This is a genomic window from Labrys miyagiensis, from assembly GCF_030160835.1.
Taxonomy (GTDB): domain Bacteria; phylum Pseudomonadota; class Alphaproteobacteria; order Rhizobiales; family Labraceae; genus Labrys; species Labrys miyagiensis.
The window spans coordinates 96,888-114,277 of sequence record NZ_BSPC01000011.1 but is presented as its reverse complement, the minus strand read 5'-3'; the positions used below and the strand labels follow the sequence as shown (position 1 = coordinate 114,277).

The window sequence follows — 17,390 nt, the reverse complement described above, 5'->3', positions numbered from 1 at the left end:
TTTCTGCCTGCTTCATAGCGCCAGTGCTTGGCGATTTACAGATCTATCTGGCGATGATAATGCAATTGCATTATCATCGCTCAGGTCCTGATTCAGGAGAGAATGATGCCTCGATCCCGTAATCGCCTCAAGGAAGAGAACTTCAACTTCCGGATCCCCGCGGACCTCAAGGCCGAATTTAAGGCCGCCACCGAGGCCGAGGATAGACCGGCCGCCCAGGTCATACGTGAATTCATGCGCGCTTATGTCGACCGGCGTAACAAACCGGAACCCGGCTACGATGAGTGGTTTCGCCAGCAGGTCCAGGAAGTCTTTGACGATGACAGTCCCGGCGTCCCCCACGAGCAGGTCATGCGGGAGATGCGCGAGCGTTTAGAAGCACGGATTGCGAGAGCTTCAAAGCGTGGAGATTGAGTGGCATCCCAGAGCGCAAAATGACACATTCGAGATAGCCGACTACATCAACATCGATAGTCCTACCTCGGCTTTGGCGATCTCCGACGAAATCCAGCGACAGGTCTCCATGCTAATCGATCATCCTCGGCTGGGGCGCCTGGGTCGAATCCCGGGCACTCGTGAATTGGTCATCGCCCATACCTCCTATATCGCGATCTACCGGATCATCGGTGAACGCATTCGTATCCTGCGCATTTTCCATGGCGCCCGCAAATGGCCTCGTAGGCTATAAGGGACGAAGCACCGCCTCCCACCTACGGCAATATTAACGATACATACCGCGCATCCATCCCTCCCCCGGCTTTCCTGTCCGGGGATTGCTATGTTAAGGGGAGGCCGTGGAGCGGGCAGCGTATCGCCCGGCCGCACGGTTTTGACAGGTCGATAAGGACTGAGACGCAATGGCGGAGCGCCGTTCCAGCTTTGAATATGAAGATCTCCTGGCCTGCGGGCGCGGCGAGATGTTCGGCCCCGGCAATGCGCAATTGCCGCTCCCCCCGATGCTGATGTTCGATCGCATCTCGGAAATCTCCGAGACCGGTGGGCCGAACGGCAAGGGGCATGTGCGTGCCACGCTCGCCGTCAAACCGGACCTGTGGTTCTTCTCCTGCCACTTCCAGGGCGATCCTGTCATGCCCGGCTGTCTCGGCCTCGACGCCCTCTGGCAGATGACCGGCTTCTTCCTCGGCTGGCTCGGCCAGGCCGGCCGCGGCCGCGCGCTGGGCGTCGGCGAAGTCAAGTTCACCAACCAGGTGCTGCCCAGCGTCCAGAACGTCGAATATGGGGTCGATTTCAAGCGCGTCTTCAAGGGAAAATTGATCCTGGGCATTGCCGATGGCTGGCTAAAGGCGGATGGCACCACCATTTATGAGGCCAAGGATCTGCGGGTCGGCCTGTTCCAGGCTTGAGGCGCAGTGCCGCACCATCGGGGACCTTCCGGGTGTCGCGGCACTCTCGACAAGTACCCAGCGCAGGGTGATATGGGGGCTGTGACCATGCCTCGGATTTCACGTCGATCTGACGCATTTTTGGGCGGAACTGGAATTGGCTTGCCTGAAACAATGTGCTTTGACATGAACCGGGGGTGCGGCCCTTGGCCCGCCTGATGCGGTGTCGAGGCTGACGCTTTGTTATGAGGTGACCGGGACGAGGCAGGTGCCCTGTTCCGGTCGTGCTGGTATTGCGCGGACCAGCCCGCTTGCGCTTCCCAGAAGCGCACCGGGCCGGACGCGAAACGAGAAGGGATCGCCATGAGACGTGTCGTCGTTACCGGCATGGGTATCGTGTCTTCGATCGGCAATTCGACGCAGGAAGTCCTCTCCAGCCTGCACGAAGCCCGGTCCGGTATCACGCGGGCGGAACAGTTCGCCCAGCATGGTTTCCGTTCCCAGGTCTACGGCGCACCCACCCTCGACGCGGCCTCGGTGGTCGACCGGCGCGCCATGCGCTTCCATGGCGGCGGCACGGCCTGGAACCATGTCGCCATGGACCAGGCCATCCTGGATTCCGGCCTCGAGCCGAACGAAGTCTCGAACGAGCGTACCGGCATCATCATGGGCTCGGGCGGCCCGTCCACCCGTACCATCGTCGAAGCCGCCGACAAGGCCCGGGAGTCCGGCTCCTCCAAGAAGGTCGGCCCGTTCGCCGTGCCCAAGGCGATGTCGTCGACAGCCTCCGCCACGCTCTCGACCTGGTTCAAGATCAAGGGCGTCAACTATTCGATCTCCTCGGCCTGCGCGACCTCGAATCACTGTATCGGCAATTCCTATGAGCAGATCCTGTACGGCAAGCAGGACGTGATGTTCGCCGGCGGCTGCGAGGAGCTCGACTGGACCTTGGCCGTGCTGTTCGACGGCATGGGCGCAATGTCCTCCAAATATAACGACACCCCCTCCACCGCCTCGCGCCCCTATGACAAGAACCGTGACGGCTTCGTCATCTCGGCTGGTGCCGGCGTGCTGGTGCTGGAGGAGCTGGAGCATGCCAAGGCACGCGGCGCGCGCATCTATGGCGAGGTTGCCGGCTATGGCGCCACTTCCGACGGACACGACATGGTCGCCCCCTCGGGCGAGGGCGCCGAGCGCTGCATGCGCATGGCCATCGCCAATGTGAAGGCGCCGATCGACTACATCAACCCCCACGCGACCTCGACCCCGGCCGGCGACCCGCCGGAGATCGAGGCTATCCGCAAGGTCTTCGGTTCCGAAGACAAGTGCCCGCCGATCGCGGCCACCAAGGCCCTGACCGGCCATTCGCAAGGCGCTACCGGTGTGCAGGAAGCAATTTATTCACTTCTTATGATGAATAATGGCTTCATCTGCGAGAGCGCGCATATCGAGGAGTTGGACCCGGCCTTTGCTGACATGCCGATCGTGCGCAAGCGGATCGACGACGCCAAGCTCAGCCATGTCCTGTCGAACTCCTTCGGATTTGGCGGCACCAACGCGGCCCTGGTCTTCAAGCGCCTCGACGCCTGAAAAACCACCGCAAAAGCCGCTTTCCGGCCGATATCGCGTAACAAAGAGACAGATAAAGTGATTGGCGCAACAAGCAAATCGCCAGCAGCTTTATCGAAACGTGGTAAAGAGGCGGAAATGCGGTGCGGTCTGCCGATTCAGTCGTGATAGCACCCAACAACTGAAGTTCAGGATTTGGAGTTGCACGCCATGTTGGGGCTTATGCAAGGAAAGCGCGGTCTGATCATGGGCGTTGCCAATGATCATTCGATCGCCTGGGGTATTGCCAAGAACCTTGCCGACCACGGCGCCCAGTTGGCCTTCACCTATCAGGGCGAAGCCCTGCGCAAGCGCGTCGAGCCGCTGGCCAACAGCGTCGGCTCGAACCTGCTGGTGCCTTGCGATGTCGAGGATATCGCCTCGGTCGACGAGGTGTTCGCCACGCTCGCCAGGAAGTGGGGGAAGATCGACTTCCTCGTCCACGCCATCGCCTATTCCGACAAGAACGAGCTCAAGGGCCGTTACGCCGATACGACGCGGGACAATTTCTCCAAAACCATGGTGATCTCCTGCTTCTCCTTTACCGAGATCGCCAAGCGCGCGGCCGACCTGATGCATGATGGTGGCTCGATCATCACGCTCACCTATGGCGGCTCCACCCGCGTGATGCCGAACTACAATGTCATGGGCGTCGCCAAGGCCGCACTGGAAGCTTCCGTGCGCTACCTCGCCTCGGATTTCGGCCCACAGGGCGTGCGCGTCAATGCCATCTCAGCCGGCCCGATCCGCACGCTGGCCGGCGCCGGCATCACCGATGCCCGCCTGATGTTCAACTACCAGCGCGCCCACGCTCCGCTGCGCCGCACAGTGAGCATCGAGGAAGTGGGCGGTTCGGCGCTCTACCTTCTCTCGGACCTCGCCTCGGGCGTCACCGGCGAAGTGCATTTCGTGGATTCCGGCTACAACATCATCTCGATGCCGCATCCGGAGGCCCTCAAGGCCCAGGAAGCCGCCGAAGCAAGCGTCGTCCCGACCAAGGCGGCAGCGGAGTAAGTCTGGGAGCGCGGACGTCCCTACGACACTCAAGAGAGTGTCGGACGATCCGTTCCTGGAAACGACAACGACGCAAAAAAGGGCGCAACCACCAAGGTTGACGCCCTTATTTACTGAACGAACCCTCTCCAAGAGCGGGCCGTCCGACACTCTCTTGAGTATCATAGGGACGTCCGCGCTTCCGGGATCTCACACGCAGCCCGAACCCGCTTTTTCGACGGATCCGGTCACGTGGGAGGCAGCAGCGCCGACGGCAAAGCCGGCACCGTCACTCAAGCCGCTCAGACGCCGTAAACCTGATGGTGAGCGTAGCGGATCATATCGGTGCGATCGGCACGCAGGTCCACGAGGTCGCTATTGGAAAGGCTGTTGATCTCGGCGACCAGGCGGCGAAACTCCGCGTGCTTGGCCATGCGATCCTTGAGATGGGCGATAAGGCTGACGAAAATCATGATGAAACTCCTTCTGTTGCAAAGAGTTTGGCACGATCATGCTGCATTGCAATAACCTATGTCGCATTGCAGCGACACGCTATATGCATAGCTAACGACTTTATGGCCCTATTTTGCCTCGTTTTTTACCAAATTGATAAAAAGCCCTGCAATTATTGCATCTCTTTGACGCCTATCTGGTCGCTCAGCCCATCAAAGAGATGGGCCTAGCCCTTCTTGGCGGCGATTTCAGCGTCGATCGTGGCGATCTCCTCGCGCAGCTTGGCGACGCGCTCCTCCGCCTCGCGGGCCTGGCGCTCGTAATGGGCGCCGCGGTTCTTCTGCACCGCCGCCACCTTGGCCTGCTTCTGGATGTTGACGATCTCGGCCAGCAGCTTCGCCTTCTTGAGGGGAAGATTGTCCATCGCTGCGCTCCTGCATTCGATTCTCTAAGAGCCCTGCTTAGCTGGCATCGCATCCGCATGCACCTGCTTTACGAGGCCCGGCACGCTTTCCGAGCCGGAAAATGTGCAGAATGCATTGGCATCGGACGCACTTGGGGGTAAGTGCGGCACATGATTTCGTTCCGAGAGTGCCCGCCATGACCGACACGCTGCCCGACCGCCTCGCCGCCAACCCCAAGAGCCCGTATTTCAACGAGGCCCTGATGGAGCGTGGCGTCGGCATCCGCTTCAACGGCGTCGACAAGACCAATGTCGAGGAATATTGCGTGAGCGAAGGCTGGATCCGCGTCGCCGCCGGCAATGCCAGGGATCGCCACGGCGATCCGCTGACCATCAAGCTCAAGGGCAAGGTCGAGCCCTATTTCCGGGAGAAGGAGTGAGTAACTCCCCTCTCGTCATGACATTTTCAAGCGAAGTGGATGCCGGTTCGCGTGAAGAAAATGCATGAAACCAAGAATCAAGAGCAAATTTTCCGATCGATCGGATCGGGAACCGCTCTTGTTCCGCGCGTCCATCAGCTCCAGGCCCGCGATGCCATCCTGGCCGCCCGGGCCGCGGGCAAGCCCGGCTTCCTGCTCGGCGACCTGACCGGCCTCGGCAAGACGCTGTCGGCCTGGCTCGCCTTGTCGGCCATGCCCGAGCAGGACGTGCTGGTGATCTGCCCCAAGGGTGCCATCCCACAATGGCGCAGCACCATCGTGCGTTCGGGGCTGAAGCCGAAATCCGTCACGCTGATGAATTTCGAGAAGACGAAATCGCTGATGGCGCCGCCGCCCGTGAGCAGCAAGCGCTCGACCCGGGCCAAGAACAACGAGCTTGCCAAGCTCGGCACGCCCAAGCGCGTCTGGCCGCTGGTGGTTGTCGACGAGAGCCACCGCATCCGCAATCCCTATTCGCAGCAGGGCCTCGTTTGCCGGCAGATGGCGGCGGCGGCGAGCTTCACGCTCTATATGAGCGCCACGGCGGGCCAGGCGCCGCACGAGCTCTCCTACCTCGCCCGGCTCCTCGCGGCCGCCACGGGCGAGAAAGGCGCCGATCTCGATGCCTTCCGTGCCTTGATGAAGCGGCTGAGGATCGGGCGGGCCAAGGGGCGCTGGAAGAACTGGTCCTGGGAACCAAACGAGCCGGACCGCAAGGCGATGTCGGACCTGCTCTACAAGGGCGCCAACGCCATCGGCCTCAGGCGGCGGCCGGAGGAGATCGCCGGCTGGCCGGAAGTCCAGCGCGAGGTCACGCCCACCGCTCTCGATGCCGAGAGCCGCCGGCTCTATGAGGCGACCTGGCGCGAATTCCGCAAGGAGATCGGCCTGCTCGGCGGCTCCACCCGCCGCGCCGCCGGCTGGGCGGCCGATTTGCGCTTCCGCCAGAAGGGCAGCCTCTTGCGCATCGCCGGCACCGCCGACTTCGCCGACGATCTGATCGGCAATGGCCAGCAGGTCGCCATCTCCGTCGCCTTCCTGGAGACGAGCGCCTTGCTCACCGAAAAGCTCAGGGGCCATGGCTGGCGCGTCGGCGAGATCAACGGCACGCAGACGGGCGAGACGAACGAGGCGATGCGCATCGCCTTCCAGAGCGGCGAGCTCGACGCCGTCGTCTTCACGGTGACCGAATCGATCTCGCTTCATCGCGGCGAACTGCCGGGCGGCGAGCGCGAACGCTCCCTCATCGTGCACGACATGCGCCACAGCGCCATCCAGCTCCAGCAGATCGAGGGACGCTGCCACCGCGACGGTCAGCATGCGGTGATCTATTACGCCTATGCCGAGAACACGGTGGAGGAGACGATCGCCGCCACCGTCACGGCCCGCATGGCCGATATGGACGGCATGGCCGGCGACGACACCGCCATGCTGGATGCGATCGGGCGGGTGATCGACGGAGCGGTAGCGGAAGCCGGATAGAGTTCACCTGTCCGCAGCGTCCTGGGATCGCAGGCATCCCTGCCTGCTCCTGGAAACAGTTCGCTTGCAAGAAAGGCTTTGGTGTGCCGGTCTTCAGACCGGCATGCCCGCGGGCATAAGGGGTCAAGATGCCGGTCTGAAGACCGGCACACCGAGTTCGCCCCTCCTGCCAACCAGGCGATCCGCACCCCGCATTGCAGCATGCAATTTCTTTGACTCGCCGTCTCCGCCGGTATTAACCTTCCTCTTCCTGGTATCATAGGTATACCAAAAATGGCCCATGCAGCGATCAAACGGCGCAAGCTCTATGAGGAAGTGGCTGATGACCTGGAGCGTTTGATCCAGGATGGCCAATACGCGCCCTCCGATTTCCTGCCTTCCGAGCGCGACCTGATGCGCCAATACGGCGTCGGACGCCCGGCGGTGCGGGAGGCGCTGTTTCACCTGCGCAAGATGGGCCTGGTGCAGATTCGCTCCGGCGAGCGCGCCCGCGTCACCCGCCCCACGCCGGAATTCGTCATCGGCGCCCTCTCCGGTACCGCCCGCCATATGCTGGCGGCGCCCGGCGGCGTGCATGACTTCCAGAACGCCCGCATCTTCTTCGAGACAGGTCTGGCCCGTTATGCGGCGCGCTTCGCCACCGACGAGGACATCGTGGAGTTCAAGGCGGCTCTCGACCGGAACGAGGCCGCCATCGGCGATCTCAAGCGCTTCCGCGACACGGATGTGGCCTTCCACTATGTGCTGGCCGTCATTCCCGGCAATCCGATCTTCACCGCCATCCATGCCGCGCTTGCCGACTGGCTGACGGAACAGCGCCAGACCACATTGGCGCCCGCCAGGGACGCGGCCGTCTACCAGACCGTGTTCGAAGCCCACCGCGCCATCTACGAGGCCGTTGCCGCCCGCGATCCTGATAGGGCCGAGCAGGCCATGCGCAATCATCTCGAATATGTCGCGCAGCGCTACACGGACATCGTGGAGGGCCGGCGATGAGCCGCTATGTCGTCATGGTCGACTTCCGCCTCAGGCCGGGCGCCCGCACCGCCTTCCGTACCCTCGTCGATCTCAACGCAAGGGTATCCGCCCATGACGAACCTGGCTGCCAGCGCTTCGACGTGGTCGAGCTCGATGGCGAGGCCGACAGGGTGCTGCTCTACGAGATCTATGACGACCGCGCCGCCTTCGACGCCCATATGAAAACGAAGCATTACTTCGCCTTCGATGCCGAGAGCGCGGAAATGGTTGCCAGCAAAGTAGTGACGACAGGCGGACTTGTCTGCGAAGGCTCGGCCTGACGTCCAAGAAGACTGCGCATGCCGCGAGCGGGCGTACCCGCCGCGTTTTGTCACAACAAAAGACCTATTGGTTTGCCGACTAGATATTGCGGCGAACGAACTGATTTTGATGACATCGACCCGGAAAACGGGCGGACCTGTTTGGAGGAAATTGGAATGACGGACCAGGGCCTCAAAGCCATGGCGCAAGGCCGGGCGCCGAAATTCGGCCATTTCGTCGTGGAATTCGCCACACCCGGCATCGGTCACATCCTGAAATCGGCCGGCTGCGATTTCGTGCTGTTCGACCTCGAACATTCCGGCTTTCACTTCGAGACCGTGAAGAGCGTGATCCGCTATTTCGAGGCGGCCACCCTGCCCGCCATCGTGCGCGTACCCTCGAAGGAATATCACCACATCGCCCGCGCCATGGACATGGGCGCCGAAGGGCTGATGCTCCCGATGGTGAACAACGCCGCCGAGGTCCGGCATATCCTCAACTCGATGAAATATTACCCGCAAGGTGGCCGCGGCGTCGCCCTCGGCGTGGCACATGACCGCTATACCCCGGGGGGCGTCGCCGACAAGTTCCTGGCCGCCAACAAGCGCTCGACCTTCTTCTGCCAGATCGAGACGGCCGAGGGCGTGGAGAATGCCGACGAACTCGCCGCCATCGATGGCGTCGATTGCCTCTGGGTCGGTCATTTCGACCTTTCGGTCTCGCTCGGCATTCCCGGTGAATTCGAGCACAAGACCTTCAAGGAGGCGATCGCCCGCACCCATGCTGCCTGCAAGAAGCATGGCAAGTCGCTGGGCCGCCTGGTGCCCAATGTCGAGACGGGCATCCAGCTCGTCAAGGAAGGCTTTGATTTCATTTGTTATTCCGGCGACGTCTGGGTGCTGCAGTCAGCCCTTGCGGAGGCGATCAACCGCCTGCGCGAAGGCACCAAGAACCACAGGAGCTAGCGCCATGGCTGCACCTTTCCGCGTTGCCCTGTCGGGCGATTTCAGGAAGGCGGACGGTTCCCCGACCTATCCGGATTTCGATCTCGAGGCCCTCAGGAACGCGCCCGGCGTCGAGATGCAGTATCTGGAGGTGGCCAATCCGCTACGGGCCGAGCAGCTCGAGGATTTCGACGCCCTGATCCTGCTCACCCACCGCTTCAATGCCGACAGCGTGCCGAAAAGCGGGCGCCTTGCGGTGGTGGCGCGCTTCGGGGTGGGCTACGACACCGTCGATGTCAAGGCCTGCACCAAGGCCGGTATCGCCCTGGTGATCACGCCAGACGGCGTACGCCGACCGGTCGCCGTTTCGATCATCACCCTGATGCTCGCTCTCACCGGCAAGCTGATGGTCAAGGACAGGCTGACGCGTCAGGCCGCCGAGGGCTTCGCCAGGCGCTCGGAGCACATGGGCGTCGGCCTCGTCGGGCGCACCATCGGCTCGCTCGGCATCGGCAATATCGGCGCCGAACTGTTCCGGCTGCTGAAGCCCTTCGACATGAAGTTCATCGCCCACGATCCCTATGCCGACAAGGCGGTGGCCGCCGAACTCGGCATCGAGCTGGTCGGGTTGGAGGATGTGTTCCGGCGCGCCGACATCGTCTCGGTGAGCTGTCCGCTGACGCCCGAGACGCACCATCTCGTCAATGCCGAACGCCTCGCCTTGATGAAGCCGACGGCCTATCTGATCAACACCGCACGCGGCCCCATCGTCGACCAGAAGGCGCTCACCAAGGTGCTGCAGGAACGCCGCATCGCCGGCGCCGGGCTTGACGTGCTCGAGCAGGAGCCGCCTGACCCGGACGATGCCATCCTCAAGCTCGACAACGTCATCCTGGCCCCGCATGCGCTGTGCTGGACAGACCAGTGCTTTGCCGGCAATGGAGCTGCCGATGTTGCAGCCGTGATCGAGGTTCAGCACGGCCGCGTGCCCCGTGGCGTGGTCAATCGCGCGGTGCTGGAGGATGCACGCTGGAAGCAGCGGCTGGTGGAGTATGGCGAGAGGTTTGGGGGGTAGAGGAGGCAGACATGAGGGGCTGCGCGACATCTTAGAACGACCCAATATCCGGGCGCCCTCGCATAAACAGGTCTCGGCCGAAGCGCCCTCGGGACGAGACAATCGGGAGGAGCAAGACCATGAATGAGCGTGAACGGCGTGATTTCGAACAGGGCCTGGCAGAGGAAGTCGATGCCTTCCTGGCCGGCAAGCCCTCGCGGCGGACCTTCATCAAGAGGTTCGGCCAGATGATGGGCATGATCCCGCTGGCGGGCCTCGCCTTGCCGGCCTGGGTGGACCAGGCCCTCGCGCAGGCGGCCGTCGACCTCGCGGACGCCTCGACGCCGCTCGGCAGGGCCCAGGCCGCCGCCGTCAAGGCCTCGACGGAAGGACCGGCCGACGGATCGGCCTTCCGCGCCGTGCAAGCCGCCAAGCAGTTTCCAAACGTCACCCTTAACATGACCTATGAGTCCGGCCTGCAGGCGCTCGATCCGCGCAATTTCTCCGGCCCCGTCTGGGAGAAATTCACCGGCATGAAGTCCAATGTGGTCGAGCTCTCGCACCCCGACCAATATTCCAAGCCGATCGCGGAGCACATCGCTGCCTCCGGCGCCTATGACATCCTCGATATCGAACCGGCCTGGACGCCCTCGCTCGCCGATGGCGGCGTGATCGCCCCGCTCGACGATTACATCGCCAAATATATGAACAAGGCGGATTTCGACGATTATCATCCGCTTTTCAAGGCGCTGCCGACCTACAAGGGCAAGATCTGGGGCTTCTTCGACGATGGTGACATGTTCGCCCTTTACTATCGCAAGGACATCTTCAGCGATCCCAAGCTCCAGGATGCCTATCAGAAGAAGTTCGGCAAGGCGCTCGAAGTCCCCAAGACCTGGGAGGATTATGCTCAGACCGCCCAGTTCATCACCGACCAGTTGCAGCCCAACGTCTATGGTGCCGGCCATTTCCGCAAGGCGGGCAGCCCCGGCAACCAGTTCGACTTCCTGCAGCAGTTCCGCGCCAACAAGGGCGTGTTCTTCGATGCCGACATGAAGGCGCAGCTTTCCACGCCCGCCGGCATGAAGACGCTGGAGAACATGATCGCCGCCAACAAGGCCTCGATCCCCGGCAACAACGAACTCGATGCCGTCTCGCTCTGGGCCGCCTTCCTGCAAGGCAAGGTCGCCATGATCTATTCCTGGCCGCCCACGGGGCGCATGGCCGCGAACTATTCGCAGAGCGCCAAGGCGATCAACTTCATTCCGCAATCCTCGATCGCCGGCAAGGTGGGCTATGCCGTGGTGCCCGGCGGCCATCCCGAGCATGCCACCGGTTATTCCAAGGCCTTGACGGCGGATTCGCCCAATGCCGAGGCGGCCTATCTCTTCATGCAATGGGCGACCTCGCCGCCGGTCTCGCTGGCGCGCACCATGCTGCCCTATTCGCTGCGCGATCCCTATCGCCTCTCGCACTACAAATCGGAGGAATACCGGGCGCTCTGGCCGGATGCGAAGGAATATCTCGTCAATCTCTGCAATTCGGCCAATGGCGGCCTGCTCGACATGGTCATGCCCGGCTGGCAGGACTATGCCCTCTCGCTCGACCGCATGTGCTCCTCGGTCTGGGCCGGCACCGATCCCAAGGCGGCGCTCGATACCGCCGCCGCCGAATGGGACCAGACCACCGAGCGCCTCGGCGTCGACAGCCAGAAGGCCTTCTTCGCCGAATACAACAAGCTGCCAGGCTCTTCTGCCGACCATACGGTGGAATCGCTGGGCATGGCGGTGAAGCTGGAGTGAGGGAGGAGCAAGGCGCGACGCGAGCCTCCCCCACGAAGCTGGGGGAGGTGGCCGAACGAAGTGAGGTCGGAGGGGGTGTGGGCCAAAAAAAGCAGCTGGAACACCACTTCGTTCCTCTTGCTGTGTTCACGAGTCATCCGGCGGAAATAGCAGATACCGTCACCAACTCACGGACGCACTCTGTCCTGGCCACACCCCACCTCTACCCCTCCCCAGCCTCGTGGGGAGGGCCCGCGCCTTGTTCTGAAATGGCAACGGACCGGCTTGGATGACACAAAACACCAGCCCCCTCTCTCCCCCTCGCCCGCCACCAAGCGCCCTCACGCGCCTGTCGGAGTGGAGCGACCGGCACTTCAAATGGCTGCTGGTGGCGCCCGCCGTGCTGCTCATCCTGGCGTTGTCGGTCTACCCCCTGCTGTTCTCGGTCTGGGTCGCCTTCGTCAATTACGATTTCCAGATTCCCGGCCACGCCTTCATCGGCCTGAAGAACTTCTCGCAAGTCGTATTCGACCCGGTGGCGCGCTGGTCGTTGCTGCTGACCGTCCTGCTTTCGGCCGTCAATGTCATCATCGAGTTCGGACTGGGGCTCGCCCTGGCGCTCTCCATGGTGCGCAGCTTTCCGGGTCGCGGGCTCGTGATGTCGATCCTGATCATCCCGCTCTTTATCAGTCCGGTGATCGTCGGCCAGGCCTGGGCGCTGATGCTCCAGCGCCCCTTCGGGCCGACGAATTACGTGCTTTCCGTGCTCACAGGCCACGACGTCACCATCTCCTGGCTCACCGAAACGCCGTGGCTCTACATCTCGCTGGTGGTCGCCGATGTCTGGCAGTGGACGCCCTTCATGTTCGTCATCCTGCTCGCCGGCCTGACCTCGATCCCCGCCAACCAATATGAGGCGGCCGAGCTCGACGGCGTCGACAGCTGGCTGGCCTTCCGGGCCATCACGCTGCCCCAGCTCGCCCCGATGATCCTGCTTGCGATCACCTTCCGCCTGCTCGACGCCATCAAGCTGTTCGACACCATCTTCATCATGACGGGCGGCGGCCCGGGCACGAAGACCTACACCTCGTCCTTCTATCTCTACACGGTGGGCTTCACCCAGTTCCATATCGGCCAGGCCACGGCGGGGGCATGGATCTTCCTGATCTTCACCGCGGCAGTGGTGAGCCTGCTGGTGCGGCGTCTCCTGAACACGGAGGAAGCGTGATGGCGGATCCCACACCGAAATGGCGGCGCAGGGGCATGATCGGCCGGCTGATCTTCATCGGCCTCTTCCTGCTTTTCGTGCTCATGCCGCTTTATTGGATGTTCATCACCTCGATCAAGCCGAGCGACGATTATCTCGCCGTGCCGCCGGTCTGGTTCCCGAAGGCGCCCACCATCGTGCACTACACCGCGGCGCTGTTCGCCTATCGGGGCATGCAGGGGCTGATCAACTCCCTGGTGATCTCGGTGGCGGCGACCATCCTCTCCGCTCTGTTCGGCACCATGATGGCCTACAGCCTGGCGCGCTTCGGCACGGGCGGCAAGCATCTCTCCTTCTGGGTGCTCTCGCAGCGCTTCCTGCCACCGATCGCGGTGGTGCTGCCGATCTTCCTGATCTATCGCAATTTCGGCCTGCACGACACGCATGTCGGCCTCATCATCGCCTACACCGTCTTCACTCTGCCGGTGACGGTATGGATGATGTTCGCTTATTTTCGCGGCCTGCCCCGCTCGATGGAGGATGCCGCGCTGGTCGACGGCTGCACGCGCTGGCAGGCCTTCTGGCGCGTGGCGGTGCCGCTCTCGGCGCCCGGCATCGTGGCGGCGGCGGTGTTCGCCTTCATCGCCTGTTGGACCGAATTCTTCTTCGCGCTGATCCTGACCAGCCGGGCCGCCTTCACTTTGCCCACCGTGTTCCGCGCCTTCCTCGGCTTCCAGGGCGCGCAATATGGCGAGGCCAGCGCGCTGGCGATCGTCTCGCTGGTGCCGTCCATCATGCTGGGCGTGCTGGCGCAGAAGCATCTGGTGCGGGGGCTGACGCTGGGGGCGGTGAGGGGATGAGGGGATATCGTTGTCAGGAAAAGGCGCGATCAGCCTCCCCCACGAAGCTGGGGGAGGTGGCCGAACGAAGTGAGGTCGGAGGGGGTGTGGGCGGAGTGAGGCTCGGGAAGCGCCGTTCCGGGCTTGCGCTTCCAGTACTCTTTTCTGCCCACACCCCCTCCGTCATTGCTTCGCAATGCCACCTCCTCCAGCTTCGTGGGGGAGGCGAGGTCGCGCCCTTCAACCAACGCGGAGTTCCCCATGGCTGAGGTCCGTATCACCAGCCTGCACAAGCGCTATGGCGCCTATCATGCCGTCAAGGGCATCGATCTTGCCATCGCCGATGGCGAGTTCACCGTGCTGGTCGGCCCGTCCGGCTGCGGAAAATCCACCCTGCTGCGCACTATAGCGGGCCTCGAGGATATCTCGGAGGGCGAGATTGCCATCGGCGGCGAGGTGGTGAACGATATGCGCCCGCGCGACCGTGACGTCGCCATGGTGTTCCAGGACTATGCGCTCTACCCGCATATGAAGGTGGCCGAGAATATCGGCTTCGGCCTGCGCGCCCGGAAGATGCCGCCGCCCGAGATCGCGGAGCGCGTCAACCGCGCCGCCGCCATGCTGGGCATCACCGCTCTGCTCGGCCGCTATCCGCGCCAGCTCTCCGGCGGCCAGCGCCAGCGCGTCGCCATCGGCCGGGCCATCGTGCGCAATCCCAGGATCTTCCTGTTCGACGAGCCACTCTCCAATCTCGACGCGCAGTTGCGCGAGGAGATGCGCGGCGAGATCAAGCGCCTGCATCAGGGCCTCAAGACCACGATGATCTATGTCACCCACGACCAGATCGAGGCGATGACCCTGGCCGACCGCATCGTGCTGATGCGTGACGGCGTGATCGAGCAGAGCGGTGCACCGCTCGACCTGTTCGAGAAGCCGGCCTCGCGCTTCGTCGCCGGCTTCCTCGGCTCGCCTCAGATGGGCTTCGTGCCCGGCACGCTCGCACGCAACGAAGCGGGCGATGCCATCCGTCTGGCCGGGCCGATCGAAAGCCTGCCCTTGCCCGCCGGACGCATGCCGGCCGGCATTGCCGATGGCAGCGCCATCCTGCTCGGCATCCGCCCGGAACATGTGAGCCGCGCAAGCGGGTCGGCCCCCGGCCCCGGCATCGCCCGCATCGATGCCGAGATCGAATTGCTGCAGCCCACGGGCTCACGCAGCTTCGCGACGCTGCGTCTTGCCGGCACCCCGGTGCTGGCCGAGCTGCAGGCCCATGACGTCAGCCGGCCGGGCCAGCGCATTCCCCTCGACATCAACCTCAATCGCGCGTCATTGTTCGACGCCGCAACGGAGAAAGCGCTGTGACGACGATGCCCGAACCTAGTCTCGCCATCCGGCTCTACGGCACCGAGGAATCCTCGGCCCAGACCCGGCTGCTCAAGGCCGGCCCGCTCTCCGCGGAGCTCGATGGCGCCGCCCTGCGCGCCATCCGCCTCGGCGGCATCGAGATGATCCGCGCCATCGCCTTCCTGATCCGCGACGAGAACTGGGGCACGCTCTCGCCGGAAATCACGGACCTCGCGGTGGAAGAGAGCTCCGAAGGCTTCAGTGTTTCCTATCGCGCCACCTGCGAGGATGCCAAGCGCAAGCTCGTCTATGATGCGCACATCGCGGGACGCAGCGACGGCTCGCTCGATTTCGAGGTGACCGCCCATCCTCACACCGATGTCCTCACCAATCGCACCGGCTTCATCGTGCTGCACCCGCTCGTGGGCGTGGCCGGCCAGCCGGTGAAAGTGCAGCATGTGGAAGGCCCCGACGAGACCGCGGCCTTCCCCGACCGCATCGATCCCATGCAGCCCTTCCTCGATATTCGCTCGCTGTCGCATGAGGTGGTGCCGGGCACCTGGGTCACCTGCACGATGACAGGCGACACCTTCGAGATGGAAGACCAGCGCAACTGGACGGATGCTTCCTACAAGACCTATGTCCGCCCCCTCGCCCGTCCCTGGCCCTATACGCTGAAGCAGGGCGAACCGATCGCACAGGCCGTGAAGCTTTCGATCAGCGGCGACAGGCCGAAGGCGGCAGCGAGCGTCGGCGTTCAGCCCATCAACGTTACACTTGACGGAGAAACCACGGGCAGGTTGCCGGCCATCGGCATCGGCGTGCCGGCGGAAGAGGCGCCTCATGCCCTGCAGCATATCGATCGCCTCAAGGCGCTCGGCGCCAGATTCCTGGTCTGCGAGGTCGATCGCCGCCACGGCGACGGCCTTAGCGAGCTCCAGGCCTATCGCAAGCTCGCCGAAGCCCTGCGGGCCGAGGTGACGCTCGAAATCATCATTCCCGGCAGCATGGATCCGGCGGCCGATCTGAGCCCCGTGGCCGAGGCGGTGGCCGAATCAGGCCTGAAACCGACCGCTATCGAGGTCTTCCCGGCCCAGGACATGAAATCCGTGCTGCCCGGCTCGCCCTGGCCGGAAATGCCGGGCTTCGAAGCGATCCTCGGCGCGGCGCGCGCGGCCTTTCCGGGCGTGAAGCTCGGCGGCGGCATGGCGACCTATTTCACCGAGCTCAACCGCAAGCGCCCGCCGGCCGCGCTGCTCGATTTCGTCACCCACACCACTTGCCCCACCGTGCACGCCGCCGACGACCGCTCGGTGATGGAGACGCTCGAATCACTGCCTTATGTCTTCCTCTCCACCAAGGCCTTCATGGGCGAGAAGCCCTATCGTGTCGGCCCGAGCAGCATCGGCTGCCGCGAGAACCCCTATGGCAGGGCGACCACGCCCAACCCCGACAACCGGCGCGCCTGCCTGTCGCGGCTCGATCCGCGCCAGCGCGGCCTCTTCAACGCCGCCTACACGCTGGGCTATGCCGCAGCCTGTGCCCGCGGCGGTGTCAGCGCCTTGAGCATGGGTGCGCCGACCGGGCCCTTCGGCTTCATCCACCGCCACATGGACGGGCCACATCCCTTCTATGAAAGCCAGCCGGACGGCGCCCTCTATCCGGCCTTCCATGTCATGGCGGCGTTGGCGGCCGATGGCGGGGCCAGGCTGGTCGAGGCGAAATCGGACCGGAAGACGGCCGTCGAGGCCTTTGCCTATCGCGCCGGAAAGGGCACAGTGCTCTGGCTCGCCAACCTGACATCGGCAGTGCAGGAGGTGGTGCTGAAGGGCGTTGATGGGGCCAGGATCGCCACGCTGGACGAGACGAATTTCGTCGAGGCCTCGACCAGGGCGGGAGCCTTCGGACAAGCCCGCACGCTCGGCAATGCCCCTCTCAGCCTGCTTTCCTATGCGGTCGCCCGAATCGAGATCGGCTGACGTGCACAGACAGAGAAGAGCTTTCTCCACGAAGCTGGCTGTCGAATTCACACATCTGCGCCGGCAAGAAGAGGCGCGGCTGTCCTTCCCCGACTGCGGGGAAGGTGGACCGGCGCAGCCGGGCCGGAAGGGGTAGGGTGGCACTACCAATCCAAAAAAGCTCCGTCGCGTCGCTCTCCCCCTTCCGTCATTGCTTCGCAATG

Annotated in this window: 18 protein-coding genes; 16 read left to right on the top strand and 2 right to left on the bottom strand. The window is 63.5% G+C overall.

Going from position 1 to position 17,390, the window contains the following annotated elements:
- The first annotated feature begins 105 nt into the window (after window positions 1-105).
- The 5 genes from QQL24_RS06985 to fabI all read left to right on the top strand — a co-directional run bounded on the left by QQL24_RS06985 (window position 106) and on the right by fabI (window position 3,965).
- Entirely contained in the window at window positions 106-414 is a 309-nt protein-coding gene (locus tag QQL24_RS06985; protein ID WP_284311186.1) for a CopG family ribbon-helix-helix protein, read from the top strand.
- Window positions 404-688, top strand: coding sequence for a type II toxin-antitoxin system RelE/ParE family toxin (locus QQL24_RS06980; RefSeq protein ID WP_284311185.1), 285 nt, complete (start codon window positions 404-406; stop codon window positions 686-688). Before QQL24_RS06985 ends, QQL24_RS06980 begins: the two co-directional genes overlap by 11 nt.
- 169 nt (window positions 689-857) lie before the next feature.
- Complete coding sequence (fabA, locus tag QQL24_RS06975; protein WP_284311184.1) at window positions 858-1,364, top strand: 3-hydroxyacyl-[acyl-carrier-protein] dehydratase FabA; 507 nt, start codon at window positions 858-860, stop codon at window positions 1,362-1,364.
- A 342-nt stretch (window positions 1,365-1,706) separates the two neighbouring features.
- A complete protein-coding gene (gene fabB, locus QQL24_RS06970; protein ID WP_284311183.1) occupies window positions 1,707-2,933 on the top strand; it encodes a beta-ketoacyl-ACP synthase I in 1,227 nt (408 codons plus the stop codon).
- A 189-nt stretch (window positions 2,934-3,122) separates the two neighbouring features.
- Window positions 3,123-3,965 carry an enoyl-ACP reductase FabI gene (gene fabI, locus QQL24_RS06965; RefSeq protein WP_284311182.1) on the top strand — a complete coding sequence of 281 codons (843 nt, stop codon included), beginning with the start codon at window positions 3,123-3,125 and terminating at the stop codon, window positions 3,963-3,965.
- 281 nt (window positions 3,966-4,246) lie between these two features.
- Here the strand turns inward: fabI and QQL24_RS06960 are convergent, their stop codons facing one another.
- Window positions 4,247-4,417 carry a hypothetical protein gene (locus QQL24_RS06960; protein WP_284311181.1) on the bottom strand — a complete coding sequence of 57 codons (171 nt, stop codon included), beginning with the start codon at window positions 4,415-4,417 and terminating at the stop codon, window positions 4,247-4,249.
- A gap of 206 nt (window positions 4,418-4,623) precedes the next feature.
- A complete protein-coding gene (locus QQL24_RS06955) occupies window positions 4,624-4,821 on the bottom strand; it encodes a hypothetical protein (RefSeq protein WP_284311180.1) in 198 nt (65 codons plus the stop codon).
- A 176-nt stretch (window positions 4,822-4,997) separates the two neighbouring features.
- On the opposite strand from QQL24_RS06955, the gene QQL24_RS06950 reads away from it, so the two are divergent.
- The 11 genes from QQL24_RS06950 to QQL24_RS06900 all read left to right on the top strand — a co-directional run bounded on the left by QQL24_RS06950 (window position 4,998) and on the right by QQL24_RS06900 (window position 17,187).
- Complete coding sequence (locus QQL24_RS06950) at window positions 4,998-5,240, top strand: DUF3297 family protein (RefSeq protein WP_284311179.1); 243 nt, start codon at window positions 4,998-5,000, stop codon at window positions 5,238-5,240.
- 60 nt (window positions 5,241-5,300) lie between these two features.
- Window positions 5,301-6,761 carry an SNF2-related protein gene (locus tag QQL24_RS06945; protein ID WP_284311178.1) on the top strand — a complete coding sequence of 487 codons (1,461 nt, stop codon included), beginning with the start codon at window positions 5,301-5,303 and terminating at the stop codon, window positions 6,759-6,761.
- A 273-nt stretch (window positions 6,762-7,034) separates the two neighbouring features.
- Complete coding sequence (nanR, locus tag QQL24_RS06940; RefSeq protein WP_284311177.1) at window positions 7,035-7,757, top strand: transcriptional regulator NanR; 723 nt, start codon at window positions 7,035-7,037, stop codon at window positions 7,755-7,757.
- Window positions 7,754-8,059, top strand: a complete 306-nt coding sequence (locus QQL24_RS06935; protein WP_284311176.1) for a putative quinol monooxygenase — start codon at window positions 7,754-7,756, stop codon at window positions 8,057-8,059. The genes nanR and QQL24_RS06935 overlap by 4 nt, the downstream gene beginning before the upstream one ends.
- Before the next feature lie 156 nt (window positions 8,060-8,215).
- Window positions 8,216-9,004 (top strand): HpcH/HpaI aldolase family protein, encoded by a 789-nt coding sequence (locus QQL24_RS06930; RefSeq protein ID WP_284311175.1) that lies wholly within the window; start codon window positions 8,216-8,218, stop codon window positions 9,002-9,004.
- 4 nt (window positions 9,005-9,008) lie between these two features.
- On the top strand, window positions 9,009-10,058 hold the full coding sequence (locus QQL24_RS06925) for an NAD(P)-dependent oxidoreductase (RefSeq protein ID WP_284311174.1): 1,050 nt from the start codon (window positions 9,009-9,011) through the stop codon (window positions 10,056-10,058).
- Window positions 10,059-10,177: 119 nt separating this feature from the next.
- Window positions 10,178-11,839 (top strand): extracellular solute-binding protein, encoded by a 1,662-nt coding sequence (locus QQL24_RS06920; RefSeq protein ID WP_284311173.1) that lies wholly within the window; start codon window positions 10,178-10,180, stop codon window positions 11,837-11,839.
- Between the two features lie 268 nt (window positions 11,840-12,107).
- Window positions 12,108-13,046, top strand: coding sequence for a carbohydrate ABC transporter permease (locus QQL24_RS06915; RefSeq protein ID WP_284311172.1), 939 nt, complete (start codon window positions 12,108-12,110; stop codon window positions 13,044-13,046).
- Complete coding sequence (locus QQL24_RS06910; RefSeq protein ID WP_284311171.1) at window positions 13,046-13,885, top strand: carbohydrate ABC transporter permease; 840 nt, start codon at window positions 13,046-13,048, stop codon at window positions 13,883-13,885. Before QQL24_RS06915 ends, QQL24_RS06910 begins: the two co-directional genes overlap by 1 nt.
- A 240-nt stretch (window positions 13,886-14,125) precedes the next feature.
- The gene (locus tag QQL24_RS06905; protein WP_284311170.1) at window positions 14,126-15,226 is read left to right on the top strand and encodes an ABC transporter ATP-binding protein; all 1,101 of its coding nucleotides are present in this window, start codon (window positions 14,126-14,128) and stop codon (window positions 15,224-15,226) included.
- 5 nt (window positions 15,227-15,231) lie between these two features.
- Window positions 15,232-17,187, top strand: coding sequence for a D-apionate lactonase family protein (locus QQL24_RS06900; RefSeq protein ID WP_284311326.1), 1,956 nt, complete (start codon window positions 15,232-15,234; stop codon window positions 17,185-17,187).
- The last annotated feature ends 203 nt before the right edge of the window (window positions 17,188-17,390 follow it).

Bases quoted from the DNA above. Each gene is read 5' to 3' on its own strand.
- QQL24_RS06930 (WP_284311175.1), top strand. From the start codon at position 8,216: ATGACGGACCAGGGCCTCAAAGCCATGGCGCAAGGCCGGGCGCCGAAA.
- QQL24_RS06925 (WP_284311174.1), top strand. From the start codon at position 9,009: ATGGCTGCACCTTTCCGCGTTGCCCTGTCGGGCGATTTCAGGAAGGCG.
- QQL24_RS06915 (WP_284311172.1), top strand. From the start codon at position 12,108: ATGACACAAAACACCAGCCCCCTCTCTCCCCCTCGCCCGCCACCAAGC.
- QQL24_RS06985 (WP_284311186.1), top strand. From the start codon at position 106: ATGCCTCGATCCCGTAATCGCCTCAAGGAAGAGAACTTCAACTTCCGG.
- QQL24_RS06960 (WP_284311181.1), bottom strand. From the start codon at position 4,417: ATGATTTTCGTCAGCCTTATCGCCCATCTCAAGGATCGCATGGCCAAG.
- QQL24_RS06935 (WP_284311176.1), top strand. From the start codon at position 7,754: ATGAGCCGCTATGTCGTCATGGTCGACTTCCGCCTCAGGCCGGGCGCC.
- nanR (WP_284311177.1), top strand. From the start codon at position 7,035: ATGGCCCATGCAGCGATCAAACGGCGCAAGCTCTATGAGGAAGTGGCT.
- QQL24_RS06900 (WP_284311326.1), top strand. From the start codon at position 15,232: ATGCCCGAACCTAGTCTCGCCATCCGGCTCTACGGCACCGAGGAATCC.
- QQL24_RS06920 (WP_284311173.1), top strand. From the start codon at position 10,178: ATGAATGAGCGTGAACGGCGTGATTTCGAACAGGGCCTGGCAGAGGAA.
- QQL24_RS06955 (WP_284311180.1), bottom strand. From the start codon at position 4,821: ATGGACAATCTTCCCCTCAAGAAGGCGAAGCTGCTGGCCGAGATCGTC.
- QQL24_RS06945 (WP_284311178.1), top strand. From the start codon at position 5,301: ATGCATGAAACCAAGAATCAAGAGCAAATTTTCCGATCGATCGGATCG.
- QQL24_RS06905 (WP_284311170.1), top strand. From the start codon at position 14,126: ATGGCTGAGGTCCGTATCACCAGCCTGCACAAGCGCTATGGCGCCTAT.
- fabB (WP_284311183.1), top strand. From the start codon at position 1,707: ATGAGACGTGTCGTCGTTACCGGCATGGGTATCGTGTCTTCGATCGGC.
- QQL24_RS06910 (WP_284311171.1), top strand. From the start codon at position 13,046: ATGGCGGATCCCACACCGAAATGGCGGCGCAGGGGCATGATCGGCCGG.
- fabA (WP_284311184.1), top strand. From the start codon at position 858: ATGGCGGAGCGCCGTTCCAGCTTTGAATATGAAGATCTCCTGGCCTGC.
- fabI (WP_284311182.1), top strand. From the start codon at position 3,123: ATGTTGGGGCTTATGCAAGGAAAGCGCGGTCTGATCATGGGCGTTGCC.
- QQL24_RS06950 (WP_284311179.1), top strand. From the start codon at position 4,998: ATGACCGACACGCTGCCCGACCGCCTCGCCGCCAACCCCAAGAGCCCG.